This window comes from Actinomadura verrucosospora, assembly GCF_039540335.1.
GTDB lineage: Bacteria > Actinomycetota > Actinomycetes > Streptosporangiales > Streptosporangiaceae > Spirillospora > Spirillospora verrucosospora.
Window position 1 is genome coordinate 39,160 of the sequence record NZ_BAABEV010000021.1, and the last position, 15,774, is coordinate 54,933.

At 71.8% G+C, this 15,774-nt stretch carries 11 protein-coding genes; 7 read left to right on the plus strand and 4 right to left on the minus strand.

Features of this window, described 5'->3' with window-relative positions:
* Positions 1 to 41 precede the first annotated feature (41 nt).
* Complete coding sequence (gene katG / locus ABD944_RS22535; protein ID WP_345179483.1) at positions 42 to 2,258, minus strand: catalase/peroxidase HPI; 2,217 nt, start codon at positions 2,256 to 2,258, stop codon at positions 42 to 44.
* 30 nt (positions 2,259 to 2,288) lie between these two features.
* On the minus strand, positions 2,289 to 2,693 hold the full coding sequence (locus tag ABD944_RS22540; RefSeq protein WP_378190713.1) for a Fur family transcriptional regulator: 405 nt from the start codon (positions 2,691 to 2,693) through the stop codon (positions 2,289 to 2,291).
* 424 nt (positions 2,694 to 3,117) lie between these two features.
* Between ABD944_RS22540 and ABD944_RS22545 the strand changes: the two genes are divergently transcribed.
* From ABD944_RS22545 to ABD944_RS22565, 5 genes are all read left to right on the plus strand, one after another.
* Positions 3,118 to 4,686 (plus strand): chitinase, encoded by a 1,569-nt coding sequence (locus tag ABD944_RS22545; RefSeq protein WP_345179487.1) that lies wholly within the window; start codon positions 3,118 to 3,120, stop codon positions 4,684 to 4,686.
* A 10-nt stretch (positions 4,687 to 4,696) separates the two neighbouring features.
* Positions 4,697 to 6,460, plus strand: a complete 1,764-nt coding sequence (locus ABD944_RS22550) for a chitinase (protein ID WP_345179489.1) — start codon at positions 4,697 to 4,699, stop codon at positions 6,458 to 6,460.
* Positions 6,461 to 6,552: 92 nt separating this feature from the next.
* Positions 6,553 to 7,428, plus strand: coding sequence for a lytic polysaccharide monooxygenase auxiliary activity family 9 protein (locus tag ABD944_RS22555; protein ID WP_345179490.1), 876 nt, complete (start codon positions 6,553 to 6,555; stop codon positions 7,426 to 7,428).
* A gap of 13 nt (positions 7,429 to 7,441) precedes the next feature.
* Positions 7,442 to 8,062 carry a DUF305 domain-containing protein gene (locus ABD944_RS22560; RefSeq protein ID WP_345179491.1) on the plus strand — a complete coding sequence of 207 codons (621 nt, stop codon included), beginning with the start codon at positions 7,442 to 7,444 and terminating at the stop codon, positions 8,060 to 8,062.
* A 10-nt stretch (positions 8,063 to 8,072) separates the two neighbouring features.
* Positions 8,073 to 10,634 (plus strand): glycosyl hydrolase family 18 protein, encoded by a 2,562-nt coding sequence (locus ABD944_RS22565; protein WP_345179492.1) that lies wholly within the window; start codon positions 8,073 to 8,075, stop codon positions 10,632 to 10,634.
* Between the two features lie 254 nt (positions 10,635 to 10,888).
* On the opposite strand, the gene ABD944_RS22570 is transcribed toward ABD944_RS22565, so the two are convergent.
* Together ABD944_RS22570 and ABD944_RS22575 are read right to left on the minus strand one after the other, a co-directional pair.
* Positions 10,889 to 11,557: a nitroreductase family protein gene (locus tag ABD944_RS22570; protein WP_345179494.1), complete on the minus strand. Its 669-nt coding sequence runs from the start codon at positions 11,555 to 11,557 to the stop codon at positions 10,889 to 10,891.
* Between the two features lie 47 nt (positions 11,558 to 11,604).
* Positions 11,605 to 12,132, minus strand: coding sequence for a VOC family protein (locus ABD944_RS22575; RefSeq protein WP_345179495.1), 528 nt, complete (start codon positions 12,130 to 12,132; stop codon positions 11,605 to 11,607).
* A gap of 131 nt (positions 12,133 to 12,263) precedes the next feature.
* Here ABD944_RS22575 and ABD944_RS22580 point away from each other — a divergent pair, with 131 nt between their 5' ends.
* Positions 12,264 to 13,535, plus strand: a complete 1,272-nt coding sequence (locus ABD944_RS22580) for an acyltransferase family protein (protein ID WP_345179497.1) — start codon at positions 12,264 to 12,266, stop codon at positions 13,533 to 13,535.
* Positions 13,536 to 13,588: 53 nt separating this feature from the next.
* Positions 13,589 to 15,745 carry a TerD family protein gene (locus ABD944_RS22585; RefSeq protein ID WP_345179498.1) on the plus strand — a complete coding sequence of 719 codons (2,157 nt, stop codon included), beginning with the start codon at positions 13,589 to 13,591 and terminating at the stop codon, positions 15,743 to 15,745.
* The last annotated feature ends 29 nt before the right edge of the window (positions 15,746 to 15,774 follow it).

The window sequence follows — 15,774 nt, forward strand, 5'->3', positions numbered from 1 at the left end:
GCCACCGAAGCGACCGGCCCGGACGTCCCGGACGTTCCCGATCAGGTGAGGTCGTACCGGTCGAGGTTCATCACCTTGTCCCACGCGGCGACGAAGTCGAGGACGAACTTCTCGCCCGCGTCGTCGCTCGCGTAGACCTCCGAGACGGCGCGCAGCTCGGAGTTCGCGCCGAACACGAGGTCGGCCCGGCTGCCGGTCCACCTGAGCGCCCCCGAGGCGTCGCGCCCCTCGAAGGTCTCAGAGGTCATCGGGTCCTCGCCCGTGCCCTTCCACACCGTGCCCATGTCGAGCAGGTTCACGAAGAAGTCGTTGGTCAGCGCACCGGGGTTGTCGGTGAGGACGCCGAGCGACGACCCGTCGTAGTTCGCCCCGATGGCGCGCAGGCCGCCGACGAGGACCGTCATCTCCGGCGCGGTCAGCGTGAGCAGGTTCGCCCTGTCGACCAGGAGGAACTCGCCCGGCAGGACGTTGCCCTTCTGGAGGAAGTTGCGGAACCCGTCGTGCGTCGGCTCCATCACCTCGAAGGACTCGACGTCGGTCTCCTCCTGGGAGGCGTCGGTGCGCCCCGGCGTGAAGGGCACCTCGACGTCGTACCCGGCGGCCCTGGCGGCCTCCTCGACCCCGGCGCACCCGCCGAGCACGATCAGGTCCGCGATGGAGATCCGCTTGTTGCCGGTCTGCTCGGCGTTGAACGTCTCCTGGACCTGCTCCAGGGTCCGCAGCACGTTCCGCAGCTCGTCGGGGTTGTTGACCTCCCAGCTGCGCTGCGGCTCCAGCCGGATCCGGGCGCCGTTGGCGCCGCCGCGCTTGTCGGTGCCGCGGAACGACGCGGCCGACGCCCACGCGGTGGTGACGAGCTGGGCGACCGACAGCCCGGAGTCCAGCAGGCGGCGCTTGAGCGCGGCGACGTCCTCGGCGTCGACGAGCTCGTGGTCCACCGCCGGGACCGGGTCCTGCCAGATCAGCGTCTCGGACGGGATCTCGGGGCCGAGGTAGCGGCTGACGGGGCCCATGTCGCGGTGGGTCAGCTTGAACCAGGCGCGGGCGAACGCGTCGGCGAACTCGTCCGGGTTCTCCATGAAGCGCCGCGAGATCGGCTCGTAGATCGGGTCGAAGCGCAGCGACAGGTCGGTCGTCAGCATCATCGGCTGGCGGTTCAGCGTGCCGTCCTCCGGGTCGGGGACGGTGTTGGCCCCCGCGCCGTCCTTCGGCCGCCACTGCTGCGCCCCGGCGGGGCTCTCGGTCAGCTCCCACTCGTACCCGAAGAGGACCTCGAAGAAGGTGTTGTCCCACTTGGTGGGGGTGGGCGTCCAGGTGACCTCGAGGCCGCTGGTGTAGGAGTCGCGGCCCTTGCCGGTGCCGTGCGTGCCCTTCCAGCCGAGGCCCATGTCCTCCAGCGGGGCGGCCTCGGGCTCGGCGCCGATGCTGTCGGCCGGCGCGGCGCCGTGCGTCTTGCCGAAGGTGTGGCCGCCGGCGATCAGCGCGACGGTCTCCTCGTCGTTCATCGCCATGCGGCCGAACGTCTCGCGGATGTCGCGCGCCGCGGCGACCGGGTCCGGGTTGCCGTTCGGGCCCTCCGGGTTGACGTAGATGAGGCCCATCTGGACCGCGGCCAGGGGCTTCTCCAGCTCGCGCTCGCCGCTGTAGCGCTCGTCGTCGAGCCAGGCGGTCTCGGGGCCCCAGAAGACGTCCTCCTCGGCCTCCCAGGCGTCGCGGCGGCCGCCGGCGAAGCCGAAGGTCTTCAGGCCCATCGTCTCCAGGGCGACGTTGCCGGCCAGGATCATCAGGTCGGCCCACGAGATCTTCCGGCCGTACTTCTTCTTGACCGGCCACAGCACGCGGCGGGCCTTGTCGAGGCTCGCGTTGTCCGGCCAGCTGTTGAGGGGCGCGAAGCGCTGCTGGCCCGCGCCGGCGCCGCCGCGGCCGTCGCTGACGCGGTAGGTGCCCGCGCTGTGCCACGCCATGCGGATGATCAGCGGCCCGTAGTTGCCGAAGTCGGCGGGCCACCAGTCCTGGGAGTCCGTGAGGACGTGCGCGATGTCCTGCTTCACGGCGGCGAGGTCGAGGCTCTCGAACGCCTCGGCGTAGTTGAAGTCCTCGCCCAGCGGGTTGGCCATGGGCGGGTTCTTGGCGAGCAGTTTCAGGTTGAGCCGTTCCGGCCACCAGCCGCGGTTGCCGCCCCCCTGGGTCGGGTGGGGAGCGCGCTCGTGCGCGACCGGGCAGCCGCCACCGGCGGCGGCTTCGTTCTTCTCGGACATGTGATTCCTTCCAGGGCGACCGTGGGTGAATCAGGAACTGTGGGCGGTTGAGCAGTCGGGGCAGAGGCCCCAGTAGACGACCTCGGCCTCGTCGATCAGGTAGCCGCGGTCGTCGGAGGCCGTCAGGCAGGGCGCCGCGCCCACGGCGCAGTCGACGTCGGCGATGGCCCCGCACGAACGGCAGACGACGTGGTGGTGGTTGTCCCCGATCCGCGACTCGTAGCGGGCCACGGAACCGGACGGCTGGATGCGCCGCAGCAGGCCCGCCGCCGTCAGCGCGCGCAGCGAGTCGTAGACGGCCTGGTGGGAGACCTTCGGGAGTTCCTCGCGCACGGCGCCGATGACCGACTCGGTGTCGGCGTGCGGGTGCGCGTTGACGGCGCTCAGCACCGCCAGCCGCGGGCGGGTCACGCTCAGGGCGGCCGCACGCAGCATCGCGTGGAAGTCCAAGGAGCTGGCCACGACCCCAGACTGTCCCATTTTCTGGAATCAGTCAAGATATTGAATCAACCATGTTCAGGAAGATCGTTTCTTTACCCGCGACCGGCCGCGCACGGGGTCCTCGCGAGCCTAGATCGGGCGGCCGGGCCGGTCACCTGGCGATGTTCGCCGTCGATCGCCGCGAGTTCCGGCGAGAATTGCCGATTTCCAAGATCGCGGGAGCTGGTTCGGTGCGCGAGCTGGGGTGATCCCGGACGCCGGCACGGGGCCCGCACGGCGCCCGCACCAGGGTCTTGCCGACGCCCCGGCCGCTGGCTACCTTGACCCTAAATAGATAGGAAACCTTCCTGTCTAATACGTGAACGATCTCGGGGTTCGGGGGAATCCGCCAGCCTGCCTGAAGCGATGGAGTGAGCCCTTGCGCCCCCGCTCTGCCCTCGGCGTCCTCGCCGCCCTGCTCCTCGTCCTCGCCCTCGCGCCCGGCGCGCACGCCGCCGGCGCCGCCGCCGCGACCTTCACCAAGCCCTCCGACTGGGGCTCGGGCTGGGAGGGACGCTTCACCCTCACCAACGGCACCGACACCGCGATCAACGGGTGGCGGGTCGAGTTCGACCTGCCGTCCGGGACGTCCGTCGGCTCCTACTGGGACGCGCTGCTGACGAAGAACGGCCAGCGGAACACGTTCCAGAACCGCGAGTACAACGCCGTCCTGCCGCCCGGAGGGTCCGTCACGTTCGGCTTCCTCGGGAACGGTCCCGGGAGCCCGCAGAACTGCACGTTCAACGGGCGGCCCTGCGCGGGCGGGCCGACCGATCCCCCGGGCGGGCTCGGCGCCCCCGGCACGCCCACGGTCACCGGACGGACCGACACCTCGCTGACGCTGGCCTGGCAGCCCGGAAGCGGGACGCCCACCGGGCACCGCGTCTACGAGGGCCCGGACCTGAAGGCGACGGTCACCGGGACCTCCGCCACGGTCGGCGGGCTCGCCAAGTGCTCGACGCACACCTACACGGTCAGGGCCTACGACGACAAGGGCGAGTCGCCGGCCAGCGCGGCCGTCACCGGGACGACCGGCGGGTGCGCGACCGGACCGCTGCCCAAGCACTTCCTGACCGGCTACTGGCACGACTTCGTCAACCCGGCGCAGGAGATCAGGCTCTCGCAGGTCCCGGACCAGTACGACCTGGTCGCCGTGGCCTTCGGCGAGGCGACCGGCCGGTCCGGCGAGGTCTCGTTCCGCCTCGACCCCGAGCTCTCCACGGCCCTCGGCGGCTACACCGACGCGCAGTTCAAGGCCGACATCGCCGGCCTGCACGCCAGGGGCAAGAAGGTCATCCTGTCGGTCGGCGGCGAGAAGGGCGCCATCCGGGTCGCGGACGGCGCGTCCGCGCAGCTCTTCGCCGACTCGGTGTCCGGGCTGATGACGCAGTACGGGTTCGACGGCGTCGACATCGACCTGGAGAACGGCCTCAACCCGACCTTCATGGAGCAGGCGCTGCGGGCGCTGCGCGCCAAGGCCGGCGCCGACCTGATCATCACGATGGCGCCGCAGACGCTCGACATGCAGTCGACCGGCGCGTCGTACTTCCAGCTCGCGCTGAAGATCAAGGACATCCTCACCGTCGTCCACATGCAGTACTACAACTCGGGCGCGATGCTCGGCTGCGACCAGAAGGTGTACGGGCAGGGGACGGTCGACTTCATGACCGCGCTGGCCTGCATCCAGCTGGAGAACGGGCTGCGCCCCGACCAGGTGTCGCTCGGGCTCCCGGCCGGGCCCGGCGCGGCGGGCGGCGGGGTCGTGGCCCCGTCGGCCGTCAACAACGCGCTCGACTGCCTCGCCAAGGGGACCGGCTGCGGCACGTTCAAGCCGTCGCGCACCTACCCCGACATCCGCGGCGCGATGACGTGGTCCGTCAACTGGGACGTCACCAACGGCGGCGGCTTCGCCGGGACCGTCGGCCCGCACCTGGACACCCTGCCGTAGGGAGGCCGCCATGAAGAGGATCTGGGTTGTGGCGGCCATGGTCGCCGGGCTGCTGACCGGGGTCACCGCCCCGGCCCACGCGGACAACATCCTGGCCAACGCCGGGTTCGAGAGCGGTTCGCTCAGCCCCTGGACGTGCGACGGCGGCTCGGTCGTGACGAGCCCTGCGCGGACGGGCGGGCACGCGCTCGCGGGCGGGGTGTCGGCCGGGAGCACCGGCCAGTGCACGCAGACCGTGAGCGTGAAGGCGAACACCGCGTACACGCTGTCGGCCTGGGTGCGCGGCAGCTACGTCTACCTCGGCGTGACGGGCGGGACGTCCGCGTGGACGCCGTCCGCCGCCGACTTCACCAAGCTGTCGCTGACGTTCACGACCGGCGCCGACCAGACGTCCGCGCAGATCTACCTGCACGGCTGGTACGGCAACGGCGCGTACTACGCCGACGACGTCGCCCTCGACGGTCCCGGCGGCGCGCCGCAGCCGGGCGTCCCGGGCGCGCCCGGCGCCCCGAGGACCGGCGCGGTCACCGACGGCTCGATCGCCCTCCAGTGGGGGGCGTCGTCCGGGACGGTCACCGGCTACCGCGTCTACGAGGGCACCGCGGTCAAGGCCACGGTCACCGGGACGGCCGCCACCGTCTCGGGCCTGGCCGCGTGCAGCTCGCACACCTTCACGGTCGCCGCCTACAACGACGTCGGCGAGTCGGTGAGATCAGGGCCCGTCAGCGCGCGGACCAGCGGCTGCACCGACACCGGGCTGCCCAGGCACGCGCTCGTCGGCTACCTGCACGCGAGCTTCGCCAACGGCTCCGGCTACGTGCGGATGGCGGACGTCCCGGACGCGTGGGACATCATCGACCTCGCGTTCGGCGAGCCGACGTCGCCCACCTCCGGCGACATCCGGTTCGCCCGCTGCCCGGCGAGCGAGTGCGCGAACGTGGAGAGCGACGAGGAGTTCGTCGCCGCGATCCGCGCGAAGCAGGCGCAGGGCAAGAAGGTGCTGATCTCGATCGGCGGCCAGAACGGGCAGGTGCAGCTCACGACGGCGGCCGCGCGGGACGCGTTCGTCCGGTCGGTGTCGGCCATCATCGACAGGTACGGGCTGGACGGCCTCGACGTCGACTTCGAGGGCCACTCGCTCTACCTGAACGCGGGCGACACCGACTTCCGCGACCCGACCACCCCGGTCATCGTCAACCTGATCTCGGCGCTGAAGTCGCTGAAGGCGAAGTACGGGGCGAAGTTCGTCCTGACGATGGCGCCCGAGACGTTCTTCGTGCAGGTCGGGCACCAGTTCTACGGCGGCGCGGGCGGCGGCGACAACCGGACGGGCGCGTACCTGCCGGTGATCGACGCGATGCGGGACGACCTGACCGTCCTGCACGTCCAGGACTACAACTCCGGGCCGGTGATGGGCCTGGACGGCCAGTACCACACGATGGGCGGCGCCGACTTCCACATCGCGATGACCGACATGGTGAAGGCCGGGTTCCCGGTCGCGAACACCGGCCGCACGTTCCCCGGGCTGCGCCCCGACCAGATCGCGGTCGGCCTGCCCGCCGCGGTCAGCGCCGGCAACGGGCACACGCCGCCCGCCCAGGTGCAGCAGGCCGTGAACTGCCTGGTCAAGGGGCAGAACTGCGGGTCCTACACGCTCCGCGGCGGGACGTCCCCCGATCTGCGCGGCCTGATGACGTGGTCGATCAACTGGGACCGCTACTACGGCTGGGAGTTCATGAACAGCCACGAGCCCTTCCTGAACGGCCTGCCCTGAGCCGCCCTCCCCGACCGGCCTTCCGGACCGGCCTCCCCCTGACCCGCCCCCCGCCTCCTTCACCGGACCCCACCCCCACCGGAAGGAAACCCATGCGATCGACCCGCAGGAAGGCCGCCGTGGCGGCGGCCGCGGTGCCGGCCGCGTCCGCGCTGGCCGTGCTCGGCACGGCGACGGCCGCGAGCGCGCACGGCACGATGTCCGATCCGCCCAGCCGCGTGTACGTGTGCAACCAGGAGGGCCCCGAGAGCCCCAAGTCGGAGGCGTGCAAGGCGGCCGTCGCGGCCAGCGGCGCGCAGGCCTTCTACGACTGGAACGAGGTGTCGCTGCTGGACGCGGGCGGGCGGCACCGGGAGATCATCCCGGACGGGCAGCTGTGCAGCGCCGGACGGGCCAAGTACCGGGGCCTGGACCTCCGGCGCGCGGACTGGCCCGCCAAGCCGATGAGGGCGGGCCAGCAGACGATCACCTACCGCGCGTCCGCGCCGCACGGGGACAGCAACTTCGAGTTCTACCTCACCCGCGAAGGCTGGGACCCGACACAGCCGCTGCGCTGGGGCGACCTCGTCCCGCTGGCGAGCTTCACGCACCAGAACCCGTCCGAGTACACCAACTGGACGCTGAACATCCCGCCGCGGACGGGCCGCCACATCCTGTACTCGATCTGGCAGCGGGTGCTGGGAAGCCAGGAGGCGTTCTACACCTGCTCCGACGTCGACTTCGGCGGGACGAACAACCCGACCCCGACCCCGACTCCCACTCCGACCCCCACGCCCACCGAGACGCCGACGCCCACGCCGACTCCCACGCCGACCGGGACGCCGGGCGGGACGTGGAAGGCGGGGACGGCCTACGCCGCGGGCGACCGGGTGACCTACGGCGGCGCGACCTACGCGTGCCGCCAGGCGCACACGGCGATCGCCGGCTGGGAGCCCCCGACCACGGCCGCGCTCTGGCAGCCGGTCTGACGAGCCCGCGACGATGAGGCGCGGCCTGACGACGTCCGGCTCGCTGGCGCTTGTCGCCGCGTGCGTCGTCCTGCTCGCGGTCCAGTGCGGGGCCGGCGGCGGTCCGCCGTCGCCGGTCCCCGTGCAGGCGCGCGGCGGGACCGGGTTCAACTCCACCGACGTCATGTTCCTGCAGATGATGGTCCCGCATCAGGGCCAGGTCGTGAAGCTGGCCCGGACGGCCCGCGGGCGTGCCGTCCGCCCCGAGGTCGCGACCCTTGCCGCGGCGATCGAGACGACGCAGCTCGCCGAGATCAGTGACATGGCGGGACGCCTGAGGGCCTGGCACCGGCCGCCGACGGCGGACCCGCACTCCCACGAGCACGACCTGCACGGCGGAATGCCCGAGACCACCGACGCCGAGCTGGAGGCGCTGGCGAGGACGCCGCCGGACCGGTTCGAGCGCGCCTTCCTCGACCTGCTGATCGCCCACCAGGACGACGCCGTCCAGCTGGCGCGGCTGGAGACCGGCAGGGGCGAGGACGCCTGGACGAGGCGGCTCGCGCGGCGCGTCGACAGCTCACGCTCGGCCGAGATCGACCGGATGCTGGCGCTCCTCGGTTCCCCGACCCCGAAGAACCACCCCCAGAAGTAGGTGTTCGCGCATGCGCAGATTAATCGGAATCCTTGTCGCCTTCGTGGTCGTGGCGGCGCTGGCCGCCGCGCCCGCGCAGGCGGCCGACCGGCTGACGGCGACGTTCAGCCTGTCCGGCACGACGGGCAAGTACGTGGTCGGCAACCCCGGGACGGCCGACGTCAGCGGCTGGAAGCTCGTCTTCGAACTGCCCGCCGGGGTGACGGCGAGCAACCCGCAGAACGCCGCGCTGTCGCAGAACGGCACGAAGGTGACGCTGACCCCGGCGTTCTACATCAACACCGTCAAGGCGGGCGGGACCACCGAGCCCTACAGCCCGACGTTCACGCTCAGCTCCGCCGCCCAGCCGACGAGCTGCACGCTGAACGGCGCGAACTGCGACGGGACGGGTGAACCGCCGCCCGCGCCGGCCGGGATCACCGCCGAGTACACGGTCAGCGGGACCCAGGCCAAGTTCGTCGTCGCGAACCACACCAGCGCGTCGATCAGCAACTGGTCGGTCGTGTTCGACCTGCCGGCGGGCGTGACCGCGAGCGGCGCCGACAACGGGACGGTCAGCCAGAGCGGCACCACGGTCACCCTCAGCCCCGTCTACTACAACTCCACGATCGGGGCCGGGCGGACGACCGAGCCCTACAGCCCGACGTTCACCGTCAGCAGGTCCGGCGCCGAGCCGACGAGCTGCCGCGTCAACGACGTCAACTGCGACGGCGCCGCCGACGTGCCGCCGGGCGCGCCCGGCGGCCTGAAGTCCACGGTCAGGACGACCAGGACCGTGTCGCTGGCCTGGGACGCGGCGAAGGCGGGCAGCCTGCCGGTCACCGCGTACGAGGTCTACAACGGGTCGGCTCTCGCGACCACCGTCCCCGAGACGAACGCCACGGTCACCGGCCTCACCCCGAACACCGAGTACACGTTCACGGTGAAGGCCCGCGACCGGAAGGGGAACCTGTCCCCCGCCAGCGCGCCCGTCACCGTCAGGACCAACGACCCGGCCGCGGACACGCAGGCGCCGTCCGTCCCGACCGGGCTGCAGAGCACCGGCAAGGACTCCGCCAGCGTGAAGCTCGCGTGGACGGCCTCGACCGACAACACCGGCGTCGCGAACTACGACGTGCTGGTGGACGGGAAGGTCGCCACGACCGTGGCCGGCACCAGCGCCACGGTCGCGGGGCTCTCGCCGTCCACCGAGTACGCGTTCGCCGTCCGGGCGCGCGACCTGTACGACAACGTGTCGGCGGCGAGCGCGGCGGTGAAGGTGAAGACCGACGACGTGGTCAGCGGCGGCTACGCGCGCGTCGGCTACTTCGTCCAGTGGGGCATCTACGGCCGCCAGTACTTCGTGAAGAACCTGGACACCACCGGCAACGCGGCCCGCCTCACCCACATCAACTACGCGTTCGCGAACGTCGACCCGGTCAACCTGACGTGCCTCCAGGGCGTCACGAAGGGCACCACGGCCGACCCGCAGGACCCGAGCCAGGGCGACGGAGCGGGCGACGCCGAGGCCGACTACGGGCGCCCGTTCAGCGCCGCCCAGTCGGTGGACGGCGTCGCCGACACGGGCTGGGAGAAGCTGCGCGGCAACTACAACCAGCTGAAGAAGCTCAAGGCCAAGTACCCGAAGCTGAAGGTGCTGATCTCGATCGGCGGCTGGACGTACTCCAAGTACTTCTCCGACGTCGCCAGGACCGACGCGTCCCGCAGGAAGTTCGCCGCGTCCTGCATCGACACCTACATCAAGGGCAACCTGCCCGACTACAACGGCGCGGGCGGTCCGGGCACGGCCGCCGGGATCTTCGACGGCATCGACCTCGACTGGGAGTGGCCGGGCGCCGAGGGCCACGCGGGCAACCACGTCAGCCCGGACGACAAGCACAACAACACGCTGCTCATCGCCGAGTTCCGCCGCCAGCTCGACGAGCTGACGAAGTCGACCGGCAAGCGCTACCTGCTGTCGGCGTTCACCCCCGCCGACCCCGCGAAGATCGACGCGGGCTGGGAGCTGGCGGAGGTCGCCAAGTCCATGGACATCTTCAACGTCCAGGGCTACGACTTCCACGGCGCGGGCAGCGACAACTCCTGGGAGCCCAACCGGACGGGCCACCAGGGCAACCTCTACGCCGACACCGACGACCCGTACCCGTTCCACTTCAGCGTCGAGAACGCGGTCAAGCCGTACCTGGACGCCGGGGTGAACCCGCGCAAGCTCACGCTCGGCCTCGCCTACTACGGCCGCGGCTGGCAGAACGTGACCGACGGCGGCAAGAGCGGCGAATGGCAGGCCGCCAAGGGCGCGGCGCCCGGGCAGTTCCAGGAGGAGGCCGGGACGCGCGGCTACAGCAACCTGATCGCCAGCGTGCCCAACTGCCGGGTCGTCCACGACGAGCAGGCGGTGGCGACGTCCTGCTACACCGGCGACAACGGCCAGTGGTGGACGTTCGACGACGCCTGGTCGATCCAGAAGAAGACCGCCTGGCTGCGGAGCAAGAACCTGCTCGGCGCCATGATCTGGGAGATGTCCGGCGACCCGGGCGTCCTGACCAAGGCCCTCGACGACGGCCTGAAATGAGCGGGCCCGAGATGACGGCCTGAGATGACGGCCTGAGCCCGTCCCGTCCCCGATCCCAGGGCCGGCGTCGCTGCCCGCTCGCGGCGCCGGCCCTGTTCCATGCCCGGACGCCGTCCCCGGGGCCTCCCTCTCCGGTCCGGAAGCCGGCGGTCCCGCGTGCGTCTGGCGCGTAGACGGGGATCACGCGGGGCCGCCGGTGTCTCCGGGGCGCACTCCGGATCCTAGACGCTTATTGGCGCTGCGACAATAAGCTCTCACCAGCGGTCGAGGTGGAGGATCTCCTCCAGCGGGACCCGCGGGGCCGGGCGGAAGGTGTCGCCGGTGTAGTAGGCGGTCGGGATGAGCGCGCCCTGGCGGACGTCCTCGGGAAGGCCGAGCAGTTCGGCGACCTCCCGCTCGTAGACCAGGTGCAGGGACGTCCAGGCGGTGCCGAGTCCGCGGGCGCGCGCCGCGAGGGCGTAGTTCCAGACGGCGGGCAGCAGCGAGCCCCACAGGCCCGCCTGGTTGCCCTCCGGCAGCCGTCCGCCGGGCACGCGCAGGCACGGGATCAGCAGGACCGGCACGTCGCCCATGCGGTCGGCCAGGTGGGCGGCGCTCTCCCCGACGCGGCGCTGCACCTCGGCCCGCTCCGGGTCCCCCTCGTACTGCGCGCCGCCGGCGCCGCCCGCCTGCGCGTAGGCGGCGAACGCCCGCCGGTAGTGCTCGCCGATCGCCGCGCGGGTCCCGGGGTCGGTGACGACGATCCACTGCCAGCCCTGCCGGTTGCTGCCGCTCGGCGCCTGCACGGCGATCTCCAGGCACTCGCGGACCAGCTCCATGGGGACGGGGCGGTCGAGGTCGAGGCGCTTGCGCACGGTGCGCGTCGTGGTGAGCAGCTCGTCCGGGCTCAGCGGCAGCGTGGTCTTACCCTGGTCGGTCGTCATGCCACCATCGTCCCCCGGCGGCCCCGGGTTACCCGGGAGGGCCGCCGTCAGCCGGTGTCGACGACCGGGTTGAGGAAGACGTCCTTCGCCTCCCGCGGGGTGAGGTCCGTGCGGCCGGTGAGGTCGTTGCGCGCGTCGGTGAACCGGAACCGGTAGCCGCCGGGCGGCAGGTGCCCGATCTCCCACCAGTTGCCGTCGAGGTCCTTGAGATAGAAGGAGTAGACGCCGTGCTGGCGGACGGGCTTGTTGAGCTCCCTGACCCCGTACTCCTCGCCGGCCTCCGCTATCGCGCGGTAGGCCTCGTCCACCTCCTCGTCGCTGCCCACGTCGATCCCGTTGTGGTAGAGCAGCGGCATGTCGGGGCGGTCCGGCCTGGACTCCACGCACACGTAGGTGTGGTCGCCGCCGAGCCGGACGTAGAGGACCGCCGTCATCGGCTGGACGACCTCCAGGCCGAGCACCTCCTCGTAGAAGCGCCGCGTCGCCGCCACATCAGTGATCTTCAGCGTGCCGTGCGAAAGGAAACGCGGCTTGATCGCGGGTTCCCTGGTCGAGCGATGCGTGATTCCCGGCACTTCTCCTCCGATCCGCCGCATTCGGCGCGGCGAGCGAGAAACCTTTCTCGTCCATTTCACGGCAGATATTCGATTAAGGGAAGGCCTGAGCTGGATGGTGGAGATGAGACGAGAGCTACTAGTCTGTCGGAATGCTTCCCGCTTTGGGTGTTTCCCCCGTATCGTCCAGGCTTGGGTGGCTCGATGCGCTGCGGGGGGCCGCGGCCCTGGCGGTGGCGCTGCACCACGCGAGCTACGTGTACCTGCCCGACCTGCGGGTGCGCCTCGCCGACTGGTTCGACCCCGGCCTGTTCGGCGTCCTGGTGTTCTTCCTGGTCAGCGGGTACATCGTGCCCGCCTCGCTGGAGCGGCGCGGCAGCGTGCGCGGGTTCTGGGTCGGCCGGTTCTTCCGCATCTACCCGCTGCTGGCGGTGACGTGCCTCCTCGCCGTCCTGCCTTTCCTGCTGGGCGTGCTCGGGCTCCGGGCGGGGCTTGAGCAGTACTCCCCCGCGACCGCCGTCCTCGCGCACATGACGATGCTGCAGGACGTCCTCAACGTCCCGAACGCGATGAACGTGCTGTGGACGCTCTCCTACGAGATGGCCTTCTACCTGCTGGTCGTCGCCCTGTTCGTCGTCGGCGGGCACCGCCGCTCGGCGCCGGCCGCCGTGGTCCTCACCGTCGTCGCGCTTGCGGCGGTCGCGCTGACCGCCTGCGGCCTGCTGACCGGCGCGTACGCCCCCGCCGCCCTGCTGTCGCGCACCGCGGGGACGGGCCCGGTGGTCGCGGTGACGGTGGCCGCCCTGGCGGTGGCGATCCCGGCGGCGTCGTCCCGGCGTCCCGCGCCGCGCGTCGCGGGCGGGCTGCTCGGCGGGCTGCTCGCCCTCGCGCTGGTCGCGGTCAACGGTCGCCTCGGCGCGTGGGAGGGCCTGCTCATGCTGGCGGCCATGTTCACGGGCACCGCCGTGCACCGCGCCGAGCACGGCCAGATCTCCCGGCGCGCGGCCGGAGCGACGGGCGCGGCGGTCCTGACGGGCGCGCTCGCCGCCGGGACGTGGAACGCCGCCCCCTACGGCCGCAACGCCCAGCTCGTGTGGTGCGGCGCTGTCCTGGCGGCGTCCGCGACGTTCGCGGCGGGCTGGCGGCTGCGGAACCGGAGCTTCCCCGCCTGGGCGACCGGTCTCGGCACCATCAGCTTCTCGGTGTACCTGCTGCATCCGCTGCTGCTCATGGTGGCCGCGCAATTCCTCGGCGCTTCCGGACGCGAGGACGCCGTCGGCCTCGCGCTGTTCCTTCTCGTCCTGGTGGCGGCGAGCTGGGCCTCGCAGCGCTGGATCGAGGCGCCCGCGCAAAGGCTGGGACGGCGCCTGGCCCGCTCGCGCACTCCGGACGCGCGGCGGGAACAGCACGTCCTCGCCTCCTGATCGGCTCACTTAATAGCGTGCAGTGATTTATGGCGCTCTGTCACCATGGCGCGGTGAACATCTGGCTTGAGGCATTGGTCGTCCGGAACACGCATCGCATTCCCGCGCCGTCCGGTCCGTCCGGAGAAGGGGCGACGGTGGCGCGGCAGTTCGACGCCGCCCTGATGTCGGTCGGCTTCAAGCTCTCCGCGGACGTCCTGCGCGCGCTGTCGGGGCTGTCGGAGCAGACCGTCCGGAGCGTCGCGGTGCGCACGCTCGCCACCGTCCGCGAGATGGCGGGCGACCACGTCCGGCACAACTCCTACTTCCGCGACTTCCCCCGCAACGTGCCCGACACCCTGGACTTCTGGCTCGGGCTCCTCCACGAGACGCTTCAGGACGCCGCGCTCGCCCCGGCGGCGCGCGGCGCCCTGCGAGACGGCGTTCTCGACCTGCTCACCCTCAAGGGCTACGGCCGCTACCAGCACACCTACGAGGAGATGCTGGCGGCGCAGGACGAGCTGGTCACCGCCGCGGGCGACCGGGTGACCGTCCTGCACCTCGGGCGGGCCCTCGCCGAGGAGGCCGCGGAGCTGTACCTGCGGCTCGCCGAGAGCACCACGCCGCTGGGCGAGGAGGATCTGGAGACCCTGGAGAAGCTGGCCGCGCACCACGCCTCCGGCCCCCATCCCGAGCGGATCCCCGTCCGGGAGAACCGCGCCGTGATCAACCGGGTCCGCCTGGCGCTGGGCGCCGGCCTGCTCGTCGACACGGTCACCGACGTGCTGCGCCTGGCGTGCGCGCTGTCGGACGGCGACGTGACCCTCCAGGAGCCCACGCGGTTCGTCTCGATGCCGCGCCCCACGCGCCGGGCGCTGCTCGCCGCGCTCGACGGCGTCGTCCGCGACGACCCCGGCAAGCTCGGCGACGTCGCCGCCCGGCGCGAGCCGTGGAAGCGGCTCGGCGAGCGGCTCCACCCGCACGAGCACCCGAGGTGGGCGGGGGCGGCGGACGTGTTCGCGGTCGCGCGCGGCGAGAAGAAGGCGCCGTCGTTCGCGGCGCGCTTCGAGGCGCGGCTGGCGGACGGCGACGTCACGGGCGCGGCGCGCGTGGCGGCGGGCGCGCCAGGAACGCTGTTCCGGTCCCTGGACCGGCTGCTGCGCCTCGCGCCGGATTCCCGGGACGCGGTGCTCGACACGGCCGAGTCGGTGATCGACCGGGTGTCGGGACGGGTGCTGCTGTCGGTGCGGGAGCACCTGCTCAACCGCGCCGGCGAGCCCGGGCGGACGCGGCTGTTCGCCAACCGGCTCGGCCGCGGCGCCGCCGTGCCCGACACCCGCCCGCCCCTGGAGCCGGACGCGGCGGAGCGGCTCGCGGCGATGCTGGAGGACGAGATCCGGGGCCGCCTCCCGGCCGTCGGCCGCCTGGTCGTCGACCCCGACGTGCTCGACGTCGCGCTGCCGCTCAGCGGGAAGGCCGCCGGGAAGGGGCTCGGCGTCCTGCCGCGCGGGTCGGTGACCCCGGTCGACGGCGAGCTGCTGCGGTTCTTCGTCTACTGGCGGCAGCACGAGCACAGGACGGACTTCGACCTTTCCGCGCTCATGCTCGACCAGGACTACGGCAGCCCCGAATGGCTGTCCTACACCAATCTCAGCACCGTGGCGGGAGAGCATTCCGGCGATATCACCGACGCGCCCGAAGGGGCCTCGGAGTTCATCAACCTGACCCTGGCGAAAGTCAGGGCCCGGTTCGTCGTCCCGCAGGTGAACGTCTTCTCCGGGGAGGGATTCGAGGAGGTCGAGGAGTCGTTCTTCGGATTCATGCTGCGCGACGCGGAGCAGCGGGGGCGTCCGTTCGAGGCGCGGACCGTCCGGATGAAGTCGGACCTGCGCGGGCCGGGCAGGATCGCGCTGCCGCTGGTGTTCCTGCGCGGCGACGACGGCCGGTGGCGCGCCAAGTGGCTGCACCTGCACCTGGGAGGCGCGACGAACTTCAACCGGGTGGAGGACAACCGCGTGACGACGTCGACGCTGCTGCGCGGCATCGTGGAACGCCGCCACCTGACCGTCCGCCACCTGGTGGACCTGCTCGACGCCGGGAAGACGACCGTCTGGGACGGCACGGCGCCCGGCGAGCCGGTCACGTTCATCGGCCTGGAACGCCCGGACGGCCTGCACGCGGATTCCACGGTCTACACGCCGGAAAACCTGAGTGACCTGATCCCGGCCTGACTGCTAAAGTCGCCGTGCGAGGCCATGAA